Annotated in this window: 20 protein-coding genes; 14 read left to right on the top strand and 6 right to left on the bottom strand. The window is 51.9% G+C overall.

The window, feature by feature from the left end; genetic code table 11:
- Nucleotides 1-35 precede the first annotated feature (35 nt).
- Complete coding sequence (gene crp, locus OQV04_RS07075) at nucleotides 36-668, bottom strand: cAMP-activated global transcriptional regulator CRP (RefSeq protein ID WP_000242755.1); 633 nt, start codon at nucleotides 666-668, stop codon at nucleotides 36-38.
- 301 nt (nucleotides 669-969) lie between these two features.
- Between crp and OQV04_RS07070 the strand changes: the two genes are divergently transcribed.
- The gene (locus OQV04_RS07070; protein WP_001148908.1) at nucleotides 970-1,374 is read left to right on the top strand and encodes an OsmC family protein; all 405 of its coding nucleotides are present in this window, start codon (nucleotides 970-972) and stop codon (nucleotides 1,372-1,374) included.
- A gap of 54 nt (nucleotides 1,375-1,428) precedes the next feature.
- On the opposite strand, the gene OQV04_RS07065 is transcribed toward OQV04_RS07070, so the two are convergent.
- Genes OQV04_RS07065 through OQV04_RS07050 form a run of 4 tightly spaced genes read right to left on the bottom strand, consistent with a single transcriptional unit; the run spans nucleotide 1,429 to nucleotide 5,499 of the window.
- A complete protein-coding gene (locus OQV04_RS07065; RefSeq protein ID WP_001274680.1) occupies nucleotides 1,429-2,298 on the bottom strand; it encodes a phosphoribulokinase in 870 nt (289 codons plus the stop codon).
- A 53-nt stretch (nucleotides 2,299-2,351) separates the two neighbouring features.
- Complete coding sequence (locus tag OQV04_RS07060; RefSeq protein ID WP_000907085.1) at nucleotides 2,352-2,570, bottom strand: YheU family protein; 219 nt, start codon at nucleotides 2,568-2,570, stop codon at nucleotides 2,352-2,354.
- Entirely contained in the window at nucleotides 2,564-3,586 is a 1,023-nt protein-coding gene (locus tag OQV04_RS07055) for a hydrolase (RefSeq protein ID WP_032281693.1), read from the bottom strand. Before OQV04_RS07055 ends, OQV04_RS07060 begins: the two co-directional genes overlap by 7 nt.
- A complete protein-coding gene (locus tag OQV04_RS07050) occupies nucleotides 3,586-5,499 on the bottom strand; it encodes an ABC transporter ATP-binding protein (protein ID WP_000634798.1) in 1,914 nt (637 codons plus the stop codon). The genes OQV04_RS07055 and OQV04_RS07050 overlap by 1 nt, the downstream gene beginning before the upstream one ends.
- Before the next feature lie 130 nt (nucleotides 5,500-5,629).
- On the opposite strand from OQV04_RS07050, the gene kefG reads away from it, so the two are divergent.
- The 4 genes from kefG to slyD all read left to right on the top strand — a co-directional run bounded on the left by kefG (nucleotide 5,630) and on the right by slyD (nucleotide 8,881).
- Nucleotides 5,630-6,181, top strand: coding sequence for a glutathione-regulated potassium-efflux system ancillary protein KefG (gene kefG, locus OQV04_RS07045; RefSeq protein WP_001297514.1), 552 nt, complete (start codon nucleotides 5,630-5,632; stop codon nucleotides 6,179-6,181).
- On the top strand, nucleotides 6,181-7,986 hold the full coding sequence (gene kefB / locus OQV04_RS07040; RefSeq protein WP_000399122.1) for a glutathione-regulated potassium-efflux system protein KefB: 1,806 nt from the start codon (nucleotides 6,181-6,183) through the stop codon (nucleotides 7,984-7,986). The genes kefG and kefB overlap by 1 nt, the downstream gene beginning before the upstream one ends.
- A 9-nt stretch (nucleotides 7,987-7,995) precedes the next feature.
- On the top strand, nucleotides 7,996-8,196 hold the full coding sequence (locus OQV04_RS07035; RefSeq protein ID WP_001007730.1) for a YheV family putative zinc ribbon protein: 201 nt from the start codon (nucleotides 7,996-7,998) through the stop codon (nucleotides 8,194-8,196).
- Nucleotides 8,197-8,290: 94 nt separating this feature from the next.
- Nucleotides 8,291-8,881, top strand: coding sequence for a peptidylprolyl isomerase (gene slyD / locus OQV04_RS07030; protein ID WP_000861334.1), 591 nt, complete (start codon nucleotides 8,291-8,293; stop codon nucleotides 8,879-8,881).
- Between the two features lie 48 nt (nucleotides 8,882-8,929).
- Here the strand turns inward: slyD and OQV04_RS07025 are convergent, their stop codons facing one another.
- Nucleotides 8,930-9,148, bottom strand: coding sequence for a protein SlyX (locus OQV04_RS07025; protein WP_001153615.1), 219 nt, complete (start codon nucleotides 9,146-9,148; stop codon nucleotides 8,930-8,932).
- A 220-nt stretch (nucleotides 9,149-9,368) separates the two neighbouring features.
- On the opposite strand from OQV04_RS07025, the gene fkpA reads away from it, so the two are divergent.
- From fkpA to OQV04_RS06980, 9 genes are all read left to right on the top strand, one after another.
- Nucleotides 9,369-10,181 (top strand): FKBP-type peptidyl-prolyl cis-trans isomerase, encoded by an 813-nt coding sequence (gene fkpA, locus OQV04_RS07020; RefSeq protein ID WP_000838261.1) that lies wholly within the window; start codon nucleotides 9,369-9,371, stop codon nucleotides 10,179-10,181.
- 166 nt (nucleotides 10,182-10,347) lie between these two features.
- Complete coding sequence (locus OQV04_RS07015; RefSeq protein WP_000091472.1) at nucleotides 10,348-11,070, top strand: helix-turn-helix transcriptional regulator; 723 nt, start codon at nucleotides 10,348-10,350, stop codon at nucleotides 11,068-11,070.
- A complete protein-coding gene (gene tusD, locus OQV04_RS07010; RefSeq protein ID WP_001209705.1) occupies nucleotides 11,070-11,456 on the top strand; it encodes a sulfurtransferase complex subunit TusD in 387 nt (128 codons plus the stop codon). The genes OQV04_RS07015 and tusD overlap by 1 nt, the downstream gene beginning before the upstream one ends.
- Entirely contained in the window at nucleotides 11,456-11,815 is a 360-nt protein-coding gene (tusC, locus tag OQV04_RS07005) for a sulfurtransferase complex subunit TusC (RefSeq protein WP_000820736.1), read from the top strand. The genes tusD and tusC overlap by 1 nt, the downstream gene beginning before the upstream one ends.
- 7 nt (nucleotides 11,816-11,822) lie before the next feature.
- A complete protein-coding gene (gene tusB / locus OQV04_RS07000) occupies nucleotides 11,823-12,110 on the top strand; it encodes a sulfurtransferase complex subunit TusB (protein ID WP_000903377.1) in 288 nt (95 codons plus the stop codon).
- Nucleotides 12,111-12,235: 125 nt separating this feature from the next.
- Nucleotides 12,236-12,610 (top strand): 30S ribosomal protein S12, encoded by a 375-nt coding sequence (gene rpsL / locus OQV04_RS06995; protein ID WP_000246815.1) that lies wholly within the window; start codon nucleotides 12,236-12,238, stop codon nucleotides 12,608-12,610.
- A 96-nt stretch (nucleotides 12,611-12,706) separates the two neighbouring features.
- A complete protein-coding gene (gene rpsG, locus OQV04_RS06990; RefSeq protein ID WP_001138043.1) occupies nucleotides 12,707-13,177 on the top strand; it encodes a 30S ribosomal protein S7 in 471 nt (156 codons plus the stop codon).
- 96 nt (nucleotides 13,178-13,273) lie between these two features.
- Nucleotides 13,274-15,388 (top strand): elongation factor G, encoded by a 2,115-nt coding sequence (gene fusA, locus OQV04_RS06985; protein ID WP_000124700.1) that lies wholly within the window; start codon nucleotides 13,274-13,276, stop codon nucleotides 15,386-15,388.
- Between the two features lie 70 nt (nucleotides 15,389-15,458).
- Nucleotides 15,459-15,670, top strand: a 212-nt coding sequence (locus OQV04_RS06980; protein ID WP_000031661.1) for a GTP-binding protein, incomplete at its 3' end; no start/stop codon positions are given.

Here is a 15,670-nt window from a genome sequence, read left to right as displayed (position 1 = left end):
GGCGCGCTACCAGGTAACGCGCCACTCCGACGGGATTAACGAGTGCCGTAAACGACGATGGTTTTACCGTGTGCGGAGATCAGGTTCTGATCTTCAAGCATCTTCAGAATGCGTCCCACGGTTTCACGAGAACAGCCGACAATCTGACCGATTTCCTGACGGGTAATTTTGATTTGCATACCGTCCGGGTGAGTCATAGCGTCTGGTTGTTTTGCCAGATTCAGCAGAGTCTGTGCAATGCGGCCCGTCACGTCGAGGAACGCCAGGTTGCCCACTTTCTCTGAAGTGACTTGCAGACGACGCGCCATCTGTGCAGACAGACGCATCAGAATGTCCGGGTTTACCTGAATCAATTGGCGAAATTTTTTGTACGAAATTTCAGCCACTTCACAGGCGGTTTTCGCACGTACCCATGCGCTACGTTCCTGGCCCTCTTCAAACAGGCCCAGTTCGCCAATAAAATCACCCTGATTCAGATAGGAGAGGATCATTTCTTTACCCTCTTCGTCTTTGATCAGCACTGCCACAGAGCCTTTAACGATGTAGTACAGCGTTTCCGCTTTTTCACCCTGGTGAATAAGCGTGCTCTTGGATGGGTACTTATGAATGTGGCAATGAGACAAGAACCATTCGAGAGTCGGGTCTGTTTGCGGTTTGCCAAGCACCATGCGCGGTTATCCTCTGTTATAAGCTTTCTCCAGAGCCAGATAACGCCGCTGTCTCTGGATTGCCGAAATATGCTTCCCGCTACCTGGGAAGGGGCTATCAACTGTACTGCACGGTAATGTGACGTCCTTTGCATACATGCAGTACATCAATGTATTACTGTAGCATCCTGACTGTTTTAGCATAGCTTTCGCTTTGTGTCTCCTGGTGTCTCGCTTCAGCATGACCCAGGTCGCCTTCCGTTGCGCGATTTGGTTAGTACGCGTACTCTGTCAGGAAAATTGACGCAGTGGAGTAGCAAAAATGCAAGCGCGAGTGAAGTGGGTCGAAGGGTTAACTTTTCTGGGCGAATCTGCCTCTGGTCACCAGATTTTAATGGACGGCAATTCAGGCGATAAAGCACCAAGTCCGATGGAAATGGTGTTGATGGCGGCGGGTGGTTGCAGTGCCATCGATGTGGTTTCGATCCTGCAAAAAGGGCGTCAGGATGTGGTCGATTGTGAAGTAAAATTGACCTCTGAACGCCGCGAAGAGGCACCACGCCTGTTTACGCACATTAATCTGCATTTTATCGTCACCGGTCGCGACCTGAAAGACGCAGCGGTTGCGCGTGCGGTTGATCTCTCTGCTGAGAAATATTGTTCAGTGGCGTTGATGCTGGAAAAAGCGGTGAATATTACTCACTCGTATGAAGTGGTTGCCGCGTGATTTAACTATCCCGTTGTGAAGCCGGATAGTATTTTATCCGGCGTAATAGCAGAGTTACTCGATTTTCTTTCCTTCCATCAATCGTTGCACCAGCGGCAGCATAATTAATTCCATTGCCAGACCCATTTTGCCGCCGGGCACCACTAACGTATTGATGTGGGAAATGAATGAGCCTTGCAACATCGCCAGCAGCCAGGGGAAATCGATCCCTTCCAGATTACGAAAATGGATCACCACAAAGCTTTCATCCAGCGACGGGATACCTTTTGCCGCGAACGGGTTTGAAGTGTCGACGGTGGGAACGCGCTGGAAGTTAAGATGGGTGCGGGAAAACTGCGGTGTGATGTAGTTGATATAGTCTTCCATTGAACGCACTACTGAGTCCATCACTGCTTCTCGTGAGTGCCCGCGCTCGCTGGTGTCGCGGATCAGTTTTTGAATCCACTCAAGGTTAACGATAGGCACCACGCCGACCAGTAAGTCCACATGCTGCGCAACGTTATGCTGTGGCGTGACTACGCCGCCGTGTAAACCTTCATAAAACAGTACATCAGTGGGTTCTGGTAAAGGTTGCCAGGGGGTGAATGTTCCCGGTACCTGATTCCAGGGTACGGCTTCGTCGTAGGTATGCAGATATTTGCGAGATTTCCCTTTGCCGCTCTGACCATATTCAATGAAGGTTTGTTCCAGCAGGCCAAAGTCGTTCGCTTCGGGGCCGAAGTAGCTGATATGCCGCCCGGCGTCGCGCGCTTTGCGGATCGCCATGTCCATTTCCGGGCGGGTGTAACGGTGAAAACTGTCACCTTCCACCTCGGCTGCATGCAGATTTAACTGCGCGAATATTTTACGAAACGCGAGGCTGGTGGTGGTGGTCCCCGCGCCGCTGGATCCTGTTACCGCAATGACCGGATGTTTGGCAGACATAGTAACTCCATGACTTAGCTATCATTATTATCTCGTCCGCCGACGGTTGCAGGTTATTCGCGAAACTGACTGCGCGGCATGATATTGACCGTTTCGTGCAGCTCCGACCATACCAGCACCGCTTCTCCGCACTGTAGCTGGCGTTTGACGTCGGCGACTTTCTGTTCAAGTGTACGCTCATGTTCACCATAATCGGTGCCTTCACGTAACACAAAGCTTTCAATTAAATTTTCCAGCGTTTCGGGGGAGAGGTCTTGCCACGGAATCAACATGATTTCGCCTCCAGATACGTTGTTAACCAGTCAGGAATGCGTGACTCCAGCCACATTTGCGGATGAAGTAATGTACCGCCAATAAAGCCAACATGACCGCCATGTTCAGTCAGTTGATACTCCACCTGCGGGGGAAGACTTTCCGGTTTCGGGATCACCTGATGATCCATAAACGGATCGTCTTTGGCGTGAATAATCAGCGTCGGTTTGGCGATCCGGTTCAGCATCGTCATGGCGCTACACTGACGATAATAGTCGATAGCGTCAGCGTAGCCGTGAATCCTGGCGGTGATTAGATCGTCAAATTCACGGATGCGACGTACCGATTTTAATTGCGCGAGATTTATCGGCAGCGTTCCGGGGTAGGCAGCCAGCTTGCGTGCGGCATTGGCTTTTAACAGGTTCAGCAAGTAACGCTGATAAACGCGGGAAAAGCCCTTTTCCATATGGTAACTACAGGCCTCCAGCATAAACGGCGCAGAGACAATCACCGCCGCATCAACCGGGAGATCATTGCCTTCTTTTGCCAGCAAACAGGCCAGCATATTACCGCCGAGCGAATAGCCGACGGTAGCCGTTGGCGCATGACCAAACCCGCGTTGCAGCCAGCGTAAAAACCAACTGGCGTCTTCGGTTTCGCCCGAATGGTAAATGCGGTGCATACGGTTTGGTTCACCGCTGCATCCGCGAAAATGCATCACCACGCCCAGCCAGCCGCGCTTTTGCGCCGCCTCAACCAGACCGTGGGCGTAAGGGCTATTGAGACTGCCTTCCAGCCCGTGAAATACCACTAAACGCGGTTTATGCCGCGCCTGTGCTGGGGCTTCACTCCACGCGAGATCGACAAAATCGCCGTCGGGCAACTCCAGCCGCTGCCAGTACGGGGTGAATTTCACCTTGCGACGAAACAGACGCGGCAGCATGGTTTGCAGATGACAATTGCTAAAGCCGCGCATAGGGGTGAATTCAGCACTGCTGCTGAATTCATTGGCATCGGTCGTCGTTATCTGCGCCATCAGTTGCTTTGGCCTTCCAGCAACATCTGCTCAAGCTGCTCCTGGGCTTCCAGCCATGCCATTTCGCACTCTTCCAGGCCGGATTTGGCGCTGGCTTGCTGTTGCAGGCAGGCGGTCAACTCCGCTTTACGGCTCTGGTCATACAGTTCGCTGTCGCCGAGTTTCTCTTCTGCCTGCGCCAGTTGCGCGTTCAGCTTCTCCATCTCTTTTTCCAGACGGGCAATCTCTTTACGCAGTGGCTGGGTTTGCGCACGCAACTCCGCTTCCCGACGCTTCTGATCTTTACGTGCCTGGGCGCTGTTCGCGTTCTCTTTTGGCGCTTCGTCGGTCTGGTTTTCCTGCTTTTGTACGTCGCTCAACCACTGTTGATAATCTTCCAGATCGCCGTCGAACGGTTCGACTTTACGATCGTGAACCAGGTAGAGGTCGTCAGTGGTGGAACGCAGCAAATGACGGTCGTGCGAAACGACAACCAGCGCGCCTTCAAACTCGATTAATGCTTCGGTGAGTGCCTGACGCATATCAAGGTCAAGGTGGTTAGTCGGTTCGTCGAGCAGCAGCAGATTCGGACGCTGCCAGACGATTAATGCCAGCACCAGGCGGGCTTTTTCCCCACCGGAGAAGCGGCGCGTTTCTTCGGTTACTTTATCGCCCTGGAAACCAAAGCCGCCGAGGTAGTCACGCAGTTTTTGCTCCAGTTCCTGCGGCGCTAAACGTGCCAGATGTTGAATAGGCGATTCGTCGGCGCGCAGGTATTCAAGTTGATGCTGGGCGAAGTAGCCGAGCTTGATCCCTTTTGCCAGGCCTATTTCACCACTGACTGGCGCAAGTTCACCGGCTAACAGTTTGATTAATGTCGATTTACCCGCGCCGTTGCGGCCTAACAGACCAATGCGCGAACCGGGGACCAGATTCAGTTTAATCGAGTCGAGAATAATGCGATCGCCATAGCCTGCGCTGACCTTTTCCATCTTCAGTAACGGATTTGGCAGACTTTCCGGCGCGCGGAAGCTAAAGCGGAACGGATTGTCGACGTGCGCCGGGGCAATCAGCTCCATACGCTCGAGCATCTTAATGCGGCTCTGGGCCTGCTTCGCTTTGGTGGCTTTGGCACGGAAACGGTCGATATAACTTTGCAGATGCGCTACGCGTTCCTGCTGGCTTTCGTACATCGCTTGTTGCTGCGCCAGACGGGTGGCGCGCTGTACTTCAAACGAACTGTAGTTGCCGGTGTACTCGAACATGCTTTGTTGTTCGATATGAATAATTTTATCGACGATCGGATCGAGGAAGTCGCGGTCGTGAGAGATCAGGATCAGCGTGCCCTGATAGCTCTTCAGCCATTTTTCCAGCCAGATAACGGCATCGAGATCGAGGTGGTTAGTCGGTTCGTCGAGCAGCAGCAAGTCTGAACGGCAAATCAGCGCCTGGGCAAGGTTAAGACGCATACGCCAGCCCCCGGAAAAATCACTTACCGGGCGCTCCAGTTGTTCATTGCTGAAACCGAGGCCGTGCAGCAGGCTGGCGGCACGGGAGCGAATACTCCATGCGTCAATAGCATCCAGCTTGCCATGAATGGTCGCAATGGCGTGCCCGTCGTTACGTTCGTTGGCGTCGTGTAGCTGCGCTTCCAGTTGACGATATTCACGGTCGCCGTCAATGACATATTCCAGCGCCGCTTGCGGTAACGCCGGCGTTTCCTGATTCACCCACGCCAGTTGCCAGCTTCCCGGAAAGGTGTAGCTGCCGCCGTCGGCGCTGATTTCATTTTTCAGCAATGCCAGCAGGGTAGATTTACCACAGCCGTTTTTACCCACCAGGCCGACTTTCTGCCCGGGGTTGATGGTGGCGGTGGCATTATCCAGCAGGACGCGCACGCCGCGACGAATTTGTAACGAGGAGAAAACAATCATAAGGTGCCGTATGTTCAGACTATGTTAACTTATCATTATGATAATGTAATGTATGGGCGAGCTGCCGCACCGGGCGCAATGGTAGCCCAAAACAGCGACTATACACAAAAACCATACCGGGAGGGGGATGATGTCTCAGCCAGCGAAAGTTTTGCTGCTGTATGCCCATCCGGAATCTCAGGACTCGGTGGCAAACCGGGTACTGCTTAAACCGGCCACGCAGCTCAGCAATGTTACCGTGCACGACCTTTACGCGCACTATCCCGATTTTTTTATTGATATCCCCCGTGAGCAGGCATTACTGCGCGAGCACGAGGTGATTGTCTTTCAGCATCCTCTTTATACCTATAGCTGCCCGGCGCTACTGAAAGAGTGGCTGGACCGGGTATTAAGCCGTGGTTTTGCCAGCGGGCCGGGAGGAAACCAACTGGCGGGAAAGTACTGGCGTAGTGTGATTACCACCGGCGAGCCGGAAAGTGCTTACCGTTATGACGCGTTGAATCGCTACCCGATGAGCGATGTCCTGCGCCCCTTTGAACTGGCGGCGGGCATGTGCCGGATGCATTGGTTAAGTCCCATCATTATTTATTGGGCGAGACGGCAAAGCGCACAGGAGCTGGCGAGCCACGCCAGAGCCTACGGTGACTGGCTGGCAAATCCGCTGTCTCCAGGAGGCCGCTGATGGAAGGTTCCGATTTTTTACTTGCAGGAGTGCTGTTTCTCTTCGCGGCGGTGGCTGCGGTGCCGTTGGCATCGCGGCTGGGTATTGGCGCTGTGTTGGGATATTTGCTGGCAGGGATTGCAATTGGCCCGTGGGGGCTGGGGTTTATTAGCGACGTCGATGAGATCCTCCACTTTTCGGAACTCGGCGTGGTGTTCCTGATGTTTATCATCGGCCTTGAGTTGAATCCCTCCAAGCTTTGGCAACTGCGGCGTTCGATTTTTGGCGTAGGCGCGGCACAGGTGCTGTTAAGCGCGGCGTTGCTGGCGGGATTATTGATGCTGACGGATTTCGCCTGGCAGGCGGCGGTGGTCGGTGGCATTGGCCTTGCGATGTCTTCGACCGCAATGGCGTTGCAATTGATGCGTGAGAAAGGGATGAATCGCAGCGAATCCGGGCAGCTCGGGTTTTCGGTACTGCTGTTTCAGGATCTGGCGGTGATCCCGGCACTGGCGTTAGTGCCGTTGCTGGCGGGTTCGGCAGACGAACATTTCGACTGGATGAAGATCGGCATGAAGGTGCTGGCGTTTGTCGGCATGCTGATTGGCGGGCGCTATTTATTGCGTCCGGTATTCCGTTTTATTGCAGCTTCTGGCGTGCGGGAAGTGTTCACCGCCGCGACGCTGCTGCTGGTATTGGGTTCCGCATTGTTTATGGATGCGTTGGGGCTGTCGATGGCGCTCGGTACGTTTATTGCAGGCGTGCTGCTGGCGGAAAGTGAATATCGCCATGAACTGGAAACGGCTATCGATCCGTTTAAGGGGTTGCTGCTCGGTTTGTTCTTTATCTCTGTCGGCATGTCGCTCAATCTCGGGGTGCTTTATACCCATCTGTTATGGGTAGTGATAAGCGTGGTTGTGCTGGTGGCGGTGAAAATTCTCGTGTTGTATCTGCTGGCGCGATTGTATGGCGTGCGTAGCTCAGAGCGGATGCAGTTTGCGGGCGTGTTGAGTCAGGGCGGCGAGTTTGCCTTTGTGCTCTTTTCTACCGCTTCTTCACAACGCTTATTCCAGGGCGACCAGATGGCGCTGTTGCTGGTGACGGTGACGCTTTCCATGATGACCACGCCGTTGCTGATGAAGCTGGTGGATAAATGGCTATCCCGCCAGTTTAACGGACCGGAAGAAGAAGACGAAAAACCGTGGGTCAATGATGATAAACCGCAGGTGATTGTGGTCGGTTTCGGGCGTTTTGGGCAGGTGATTGGTCGTTTGCTGATGGCAAATAAAATGCGCATTACCGTGCTGGAGCGGGATATCAGCGCCGTTAACCTGATGCGCAAATATGGCTACAAAGTTTATTACGGTGATGCCACGCAGGTCGATCTTTTACGTTCTGCGGGTGCAGAGGCCGCTGAGTCTATCGTCATTACCTGTAACGAGCCGGAAGACACCATGAAGCTGGTGGAAATATGCCAGCAGCACTTTCCGCATTTGCATATTCTTGCGCGAGCGCGCGGACGTGTGGAAGCGCATGAGTTATTACAGGCAGGGGTGACGCAGTTTTCCCGTGAAACATTCTCCAGTGCGTTAGAGCTGGGGCGCAAGACGCTGGTCACGCTTGGCATGCATCCGCATCAGGCACAGCGGGCGCAACTGCATTTTCGCCGCCTGGATATGCGGATGCTGCGAGAGCTCATCCCAATGCATGCCGATACCGTACAAATTTCTCGCGCCAGGGAAGCCCGACGCGAACTGGAAGAGATTTTCCAGCGTGAAATGCAACAAGAACGACGCCAGCTGGACGGCTGGGATGAATTTGAGTAGAGGGTAAAGATGGCAATCCGAAAACGTTTTATTGCGGGCGCAAAATGCCCGGCCTGTCAGGCGCAGGATTCAATGGCGATGTGGCGCGAAAATAATATTGATATTGTTGAATGCGTTAAGTGCGGACACCAGATGCGAGAAGCAGACAAAGAAGCCCGCGATCACGTTCGCAAAGATGAGCAAGTGATCGGGATTTTTCATCCGGACTAGCGATATGCGCCGAGTTTTTTTAAGCTAGTGAGTACACGGCTGCAGAATTCCGCTACAATCTGCGCCACTATTCTTCCCATGCTCAGGAGATATCATGAAAGTAGCAAAAGACCTGGTGGTCAGCCTGGCCTATCAGGTACGTACAGAAGACGGTGTGTTGGTTGATGAGTCTCCGGTGAGTGCGCCGCTGGACTACCTGCATGGTCACGGTTCCCTGATCTCTGGCCTGGAAACGGCGCTGGAAGGTCATGAAGTTGGCGACAAATTTGATGTCGCTGTTGGCGCGAACGACGCTTACGGTCAGTACGACGAAAACCTGGTGCAACGTGTGCCTAAAGACGTATTTATGGGCGTTGATGAACTGCAGGTAGGTATGCGTTTCCTGGCTGAAACCGACCAGGGTCCGGTACCGGTTGAAATCACTGCGGTTGAAGACGATCACGTCGTGGTTGATGGTAACCACATGCTGGCCGGTCAGAACCTGAAATTCAACGTTGAAGTTGTGGCGATTCGCGAAGCGACTGAAGAAGAGCTGGCTCATGGCCACGTTCACGGTGCGCACGATCATCACCACGATCACGACCACGACGGTTGCTGCGGTGGTCATGGCCATGATCACGGTCATGAGCACGGTGGCGAAGGCTGCTGTGGCGGTAAAGGTAACGGCGGTTGCGGTTGCCACTAATACCGAAAAAGTGACAAAAAAGCGGGGAATCCCCGCTTTTTTTACGCCTCAATAATGTGGCGGTGGCGTTTCTTCAGCCTGCGACGCGATGTTCGACGGCTGGCTGGCTTTTAACTTCTCGGTCAGCAGACGCAGATGATCGCGCAGTTTCGCCATCTCCATTTCATGAGCGGTCACCGTGACGTTCAGTTCTTCAATGGTGATTTCCTGAAAAGCCAGTCGGCTCTCCAGCTCTGCCAGGCGTGCTTCCAATGATAAATCCTGCATGATTCACCTCTTTTGTCGAATGGTCGCCGCGGATTCTACTTAACTTTGCTGCCCGAGACAGCACTCATTTCGCGGTCATCGAAACTAATTTAAACAAAAAGAGTCTGAAAATAGATGATAATAGGGCGTGTCTGTATGTAGATTTGTTCGACAACGCTTTATAGTACCCTTCTGATAATAGTTAACCCTGGGGTGAGATGCCCCGATCCTGGAGATATGGATGAAATCACTGTTTAAAGTAACGCTGCTGGCGACCACAATGGCCGTTGCCCTGCATGCACCAATCACTTTTGCTGCTGAAGCTGCAAAACCTGCTACAACTGCTGACAGCAAAGCAGCGTTCAAAAATGACGATCAGAAATCAGCTTATGCACTGGGTGCCTCGCTGGGTCGTTACATGGAAAACTCTCTAAAAGAACAAGAAAAACTGGGCATCAAACTGGATAAAGATCAGCTGATCGCTGGTGTTCAGGATGCATTTGCTGATAAGAGCAAACTCTCCGACCAAGAGATCGAACAGACTCTGCAAGCATTCGAAGCTCGCGTGAAGTCTTCTGCTCAGGCGAAGATGGAAAAAGACGCGGCTGATAACGAAGCAAAAGGTAAAGAGTACCGCGAGAAATTTGCCAAAGAGAAAGGTGTGAAAACCTCTTCAACTGGTCTGGTTTATCAGGTAGTAGAAGCCGGTAAAGGCGAAGCACCGAAAGACAGCGATACTGTTGTAGTGAACTACAAAGGTACGCTGATCGACGGTAAAGAGTTCGACAACTCTTACACCCGTGGTGAACCGCTTTCTTTCCGTCTGGACGGTGTTATCCCGGGTTGGACAGAAGGTCTGAAGAACATCAAGAAAGGCGGTAAGATCAAACTGGTTATTCCACCAGAACTGGCTTACGGCAAAGCGGGTGTTCCGGGGATCCCACCGAATTCTACCCTGGTGTTTGACGTAGAGCTGCTGGATGTGAAACCAGCGCCGAAGGCTGATGCAAAGCCGGAAGCTGATGCGAAAGCCGCAGATTCTGCTAAAAAATAAGCATTAAGAACCGCCGCCTGACCAGGCGGCGGTTTTTTTATTACAGGCCGGATATAATTAGTGCTGGAAAGCGGAACCTCCGCTGTATTAATTTAGTTACCCGCATCATTAATGAGCCTGCCCTGAAAAGTTAACGACAGGCTCCTGAAAAGGAGTGTTTTTTTTCATGTCCAGGTCGCTTTTAACCAACGAAACCAGTGAGTTGGATTTACTGGATCAACGTCCTTTCGAGCAGACCGATTTTGATATTCTGAAATCCTACGAAGCGGTGGTGGACGGGTTAGCGATGCTTATTGGCTCCCACTGTGAAATCGTTTTGCACTCTTTGCAGGATCTAAAATGTTCAGCCATTCGCATTGCTAACGGTGAACATACAGGCCGGAAGATTGGTTCGCCAATTACTGACCTGGCGCTACGTATGCTGCACGATATGACGGGAGCGGATAGCAGCGTTTCTAAATGCTACTTTACTCGCGCCAAAAGCGGCGTATTAATGAAGTCCCTGACTATCGCGATTCGTAACCGCGAACAGCGTGTAATTGGTCTGCTGTGCATCAATATGAATCTTGATGTTCCCTTCTCGCAGATTATGAGCACCTTTGTGCCGCCAGAAACCCCGGATGTCGGTTCAAGCGTCAACTTTGCCTCTTCTGTTGAAGATCTGGTTACCCAAACGCTGGAGTTCACCATCGAAGAAGTGAATGCCGATCGCAATGTTTCTAATAACGCCAAAAATCGTCAGATCGTGCTGAATCTCTACGAGAAAGGGATCTTCGATATTAAAGATGCGATCAACCAGGTTGCTGACCGCCTGAACATCTCCAAACACACTGTCTATCTCTACATCCGCCAGTTCAAGAGCGGTGATTTCCAGGGGCAAGATAAGTAATGCGTTTTGCCATCGTGGTGACCGGGCCAGCATACGGTACGCAACAGGCGAGTAGTGCTTTTCAGTTTGCGCAGGCGCTGATAGCAGAAGGCCATAAGTTAAGCAGCGTCTTTTTCTATCGGGAAGGGGTCTATAACGCTAACCACTTGACCTCACCGGCAAGCGACGAATTTGACCTTGTGCGCGGCTGGCAACAGTTGAATGCGCAACATGGTGTGGCGCTGAATATCTGCGTAGCGGCAGCATTACGCCGTGGCGTTGTTGATGAAACGGAGGCCGGAAGACTGGGGCTGGCTTCGTCAAACCTTCAGCAGGGATTTACCTTAAGCGGACTTGGCGCGCTGGCGGAAGCCTCGCTGACCTGTGACAGGGTGGTACAGTTCTGATGAAACGAATTGCGTTTGTTTTTTCTACTGTGCCTCATGGTACCGCTGCCGGGCGGGAAGGTTTAGATGCTTTACTGGCAACTTCCGCGTTAACTGACGAGCTGGCCGTCTTCTTTATTGCTGATGGCGTTTTTCAGCTACTGCCAGGACAAAAGCCCGATGCAGTGCTGGCGCGTGATTACATTGCCACTTTTAAATTGTTGGGTCTGTACGACATTGAACAGTGCTGGGTTTGTGCGGCTTCACTGCGCGAACGCGGGTTAGATCCGCAGACCCCCTTTGTTGTCGAAGCCACGCCGCTCGAAGCAGATGCCTTACGCCGCGAACTCGCCAACTACGATGTTATTTTGAGGTTTTGAGGCGTTTATGCTGCACACGTTACATCGTTCACCCTGGCTGACGGATTTTGCTGCGCTGCTGCGTCTGCTCAGTGAAGGCGACGAACTGCTATTATTGCAAGATGGCGTAACTGCCGCAGTTGACGGTAACCGCTACCTTGAAAGTCTGCGTAATGCCCCCATTAAGGTCTATGCCCTGAACGAAGACCTTATTGCCCGCGGTTTGACTGGTCAAATTTCGAATGACATCATTCCCATTGACTATACTGATTTCGTCAGACTTACGGTTAAGCACTCCAGCCAGATGGCCTGGTGATGGCGGGATCGTTGTATATTTCTTGACACCTTTTCGGCATCGCCCTAAAATTCGGCGTCCTCATATTGTGTGAGGACGTTTTATTACGTGTTTACGAAGCAAAAGCTAAAACCAGGAGCTATTTAATGGCAACAGTTAACCAGCTGGTACGCAAACCACGTGCTCGCAAAGTTGCGAAAAGCAACGTGCCTGCGCTGGAAGCATGCCCGCAAAAACGTGGCGTATGTACTCGTGTATATACTACCACTCCTAAAAAACCGAACTCCGCGCTGCGTAAAGTATGCCGTGTTCGTCTGACTAACGGTTTCGAAGTGACTTCCTACATCGGTGGTGAAGGTCACAACCTGCAGGAGCACTCCGTGATCCTGATCCGTGGCGGTCGTGTTAAAGACCTCCCGGGTGTTCGTTACCACACCGTACGTGGTGCGCTTGACTGCTCCGGCGTTAAAGACCGTAAGCAGGCTCGTTCCAAGTATGGCGTGAAGCGTCCTAAGGCTTAATGGTTCTCCGTTAAGTAAGGCCAAACGTTTTAACTTAAATGTCAAACTAAACTCGTAGAGTTTTGGACAATCCTGAATTAACAACGGAGTATTTCCATGCCACGTCGTCGCGTCATTGGTCAGCGTAAAATTCTGCCGGATCCGAAGTTCGGATCAGAACTGCTGGCTAAATTTGTAAATATCCTGATGGTAGATGGTAAAAAATCTACTGCTGAATCTATCGTATACAGCGCGCTGGAGACCCTGGCTCAGCGCTCTGGTAAATCTGAACTGGAAGCATTCGAAGTAGCTCTCGAAAACGTGCGCCCGACTGTAGAAGTTAAGTCTCGCCGCGTTGGTGGTTCTACTTATCAGGTACCAGTTGAAGTCCGTCCGGTTCGTCGTAATGCTCTGGCAATGCGTTGGATCGTTGAAGCTGCTCGTAAACGCGGTGATAAATCCATGGCTCTGCGCCTGGCGAACGAACTTTCTGATGCTGCAGAAAACAAAGGTACTGCAGTTAAGAAACGTGAAGACGTTCACCGTATGGCCGAAGCCAACAAGGCGTTCGCACACTACCGTTGGTAATCCCTTCGGAGTTTTAGTCACCAGGCGGGCGCTTCCAGTAAGCAGCCCGCTTTGGGCTACTTAAATTGAACGCCTAAAAGATAAACGAGGAAACAAATGGCTCGTACAACACCCATCGCACGCTACCGTAACATCGGTATCAGTGCGCACATCGACGCCGGTAAAACCACTACTACCGAACGTATTCTGTTCTACACCGGTGTAAACCATAAAATCGGTGAAGTTCATGACGGCGCTGCAACCATGGACTGGATGGAGCAGGAGCAGGAACGTGGTATTACCATCACTTCCGCTGCGACTACTGCATTCTGGTCTGGTATGGCTAAGCAGTATGAGCCGCATCGCATCAACATCATCGACACCCCGGGGCACGTTGACTTCACAATCGAAGTAGAACGTTCCATGCGTGTTCTCGATGGTGCGGTAATGGTTTACTGCGCAGTTGGTGGTGTTCAGCCGCAGTCTGAAACCGTATGGCGTCAGGCAAACAAATATAAAGTTCCGCGCATTGCGTTCGTTAACAAAATGGACCGCATGGGTGCGAACTTCCTGAAAGTTGTTAACCAGATCAAAACCCGTCTGGGCGCGAACCCGGTTCCGCTGCAGCTGGCGATTGGTGCTGAAGAACATTTCACCGGTGTTGTTGACCTGGTGAAAATGAAAGCTATCAACTGGAACGACGCTGACCAGGGCGTAACCTTCGAATACGAAGATATCCCGGCAGACATGGTTGAACTGGCTAACGAATGGCACCAGAACCTGATCGAATCCGCAGCTGAAGCTTCTGAAGAGCTGATGGAAAAATACCTGGGTGGTGAAGAACTGACTGAAGCAGAAATCAAAGGTGCTCTGCGTCAGCGCGTTCTGAACAACGAAATCATCCTGGTAACCTGTGGTTCTGCGTTCAAGAACAAAGGTGTTCAGGCGATGCTGGATGCGGTAATTGATTACCTGCCATCCCCGGTTGACGTACCTGCGATCAACGGTATCCTGGACGACGGTAAAGACACTCCGGCTGAACGTCACGCAAGTGATGACGAGCCGTTCTCTGCACTGGCGTTCAAAATTGCTACCGACCCGTTTGTTGGTAACCTGACCTTCTTCCGTGTTTACTCCGGTGTGGTTAACTCTGGTGATACCGTACTGAACTCCGTGAAAGCTGCACGTGAGCGTTTCGGTCGTATCGTTCAGATGCACGCTAACAAACGTGAAGAGATCAAAGAAGTTCGCGCGGGCGACATCGCTGCTGCTATCGGTCTGAAAGACGTAACCACTGGTGACACCCTGTGTGACCCGGATGCGCCGATCATTCTGGAACGTATGGAATTCCCTGAGCCGGTAATCTCCATCGCAGTTGAACCGAAAACCAAAGCTGACCAGGAAAAAATGGGTCTGGCTCTGGGCCGTCTGGCTAAAGAAGACCCGTCTTTCCGTGTATGGACTGACGAAGAATCTAACCAGACCATCATTGCGGGTATGGGCGAACTGCACCTCGACATCATCGTTGACCGTATGAAGCGTGAATTCAACGTTGAAGCGAACGTAGGTAAACCGCAGGTTGCTTACCGTGAAACTATCCGCCAGAAAGTTACCGATGTTGAAGGTAAACACGCGAAACAGTCTGGTGGTCGTGGTCAGTATGGTCATGTTGTTATCGACATGTACCCGCTGGAGCCGGGTTCAAACCCGAAAGGCTACGAGTTCATCAACGACATTAAAGGTGGTGTAATCCCTGGCGAATACATCCCGGCCGTTGATAAAGGTATCCAGGAACAGCTGAAAGCAGGTCCGCTGGCAGGCTACCCGGTAGTAGACATGGGTATTCGTCTGCACTTCGGTTCTTACCATGACGTTGACTCCTCTGAACTGGCGTTTAAACTGGCTGCTTCTATCGCCTTTAAAGAAGGCTTTAAGAAAGCGAAACCAGTTCTGCTTGAGCCGATCATGAAGGTTGAAGTAGAAACTCCGGAAGAGAACACCGGTGACGTTATCGGTGACTTGAGCCGTCGTCGTGGTATGCTCAAAGGTCAGGAATCTGAAGTTACTGGCGTTAAGATCCACGCTGAAGTACCGCTGTCTGAAATGTTCGGATACGCAACTCAGCTGCGTTCTCTGACCAAAGGTCGTGCATCATACACTATGGAATTCCTGAAGTATGATGAAGCGCCGAGTAACGTTGCTCAGGCCGTAATTGAAGCCCGTGGTAAATAAGCCTAAGGGTTAATACCAAAGTCCCGTGCTCTCTCCTGAAGGGGAGAGCACTATAGTAAGGAATATAGCCGTGTCTAAAGAAAAATTTGAACGTACAAAACCGCACGTTAACGTTGGTACTATCGGCCACGTTGACCACGGTAAAACTACTCTGACCGCTGCAATCACCACCGTACTGGCTAAAACCTACGGCGGTGCTGCTCGTGCATTCGACCAGATCGATAACGCGCCGGAAGAAAAAGCTCGTGGTATCACCATCAACACTTCTCACGTTGAATACGA

The organism is Escherichia sp. Lx600-2, assembly GCF_036662595.1.
GTDB lineage: Bacteria > Pseudomonadota > Gammaproteobacteria > Enterobacterales > Enterobacteriaceae > Escherichia > Escherichia coli.
Note: the sequence above shows the minus strand (reverse complement) of the source record. Positions and strands in the feature narration are given on the sequence as shown.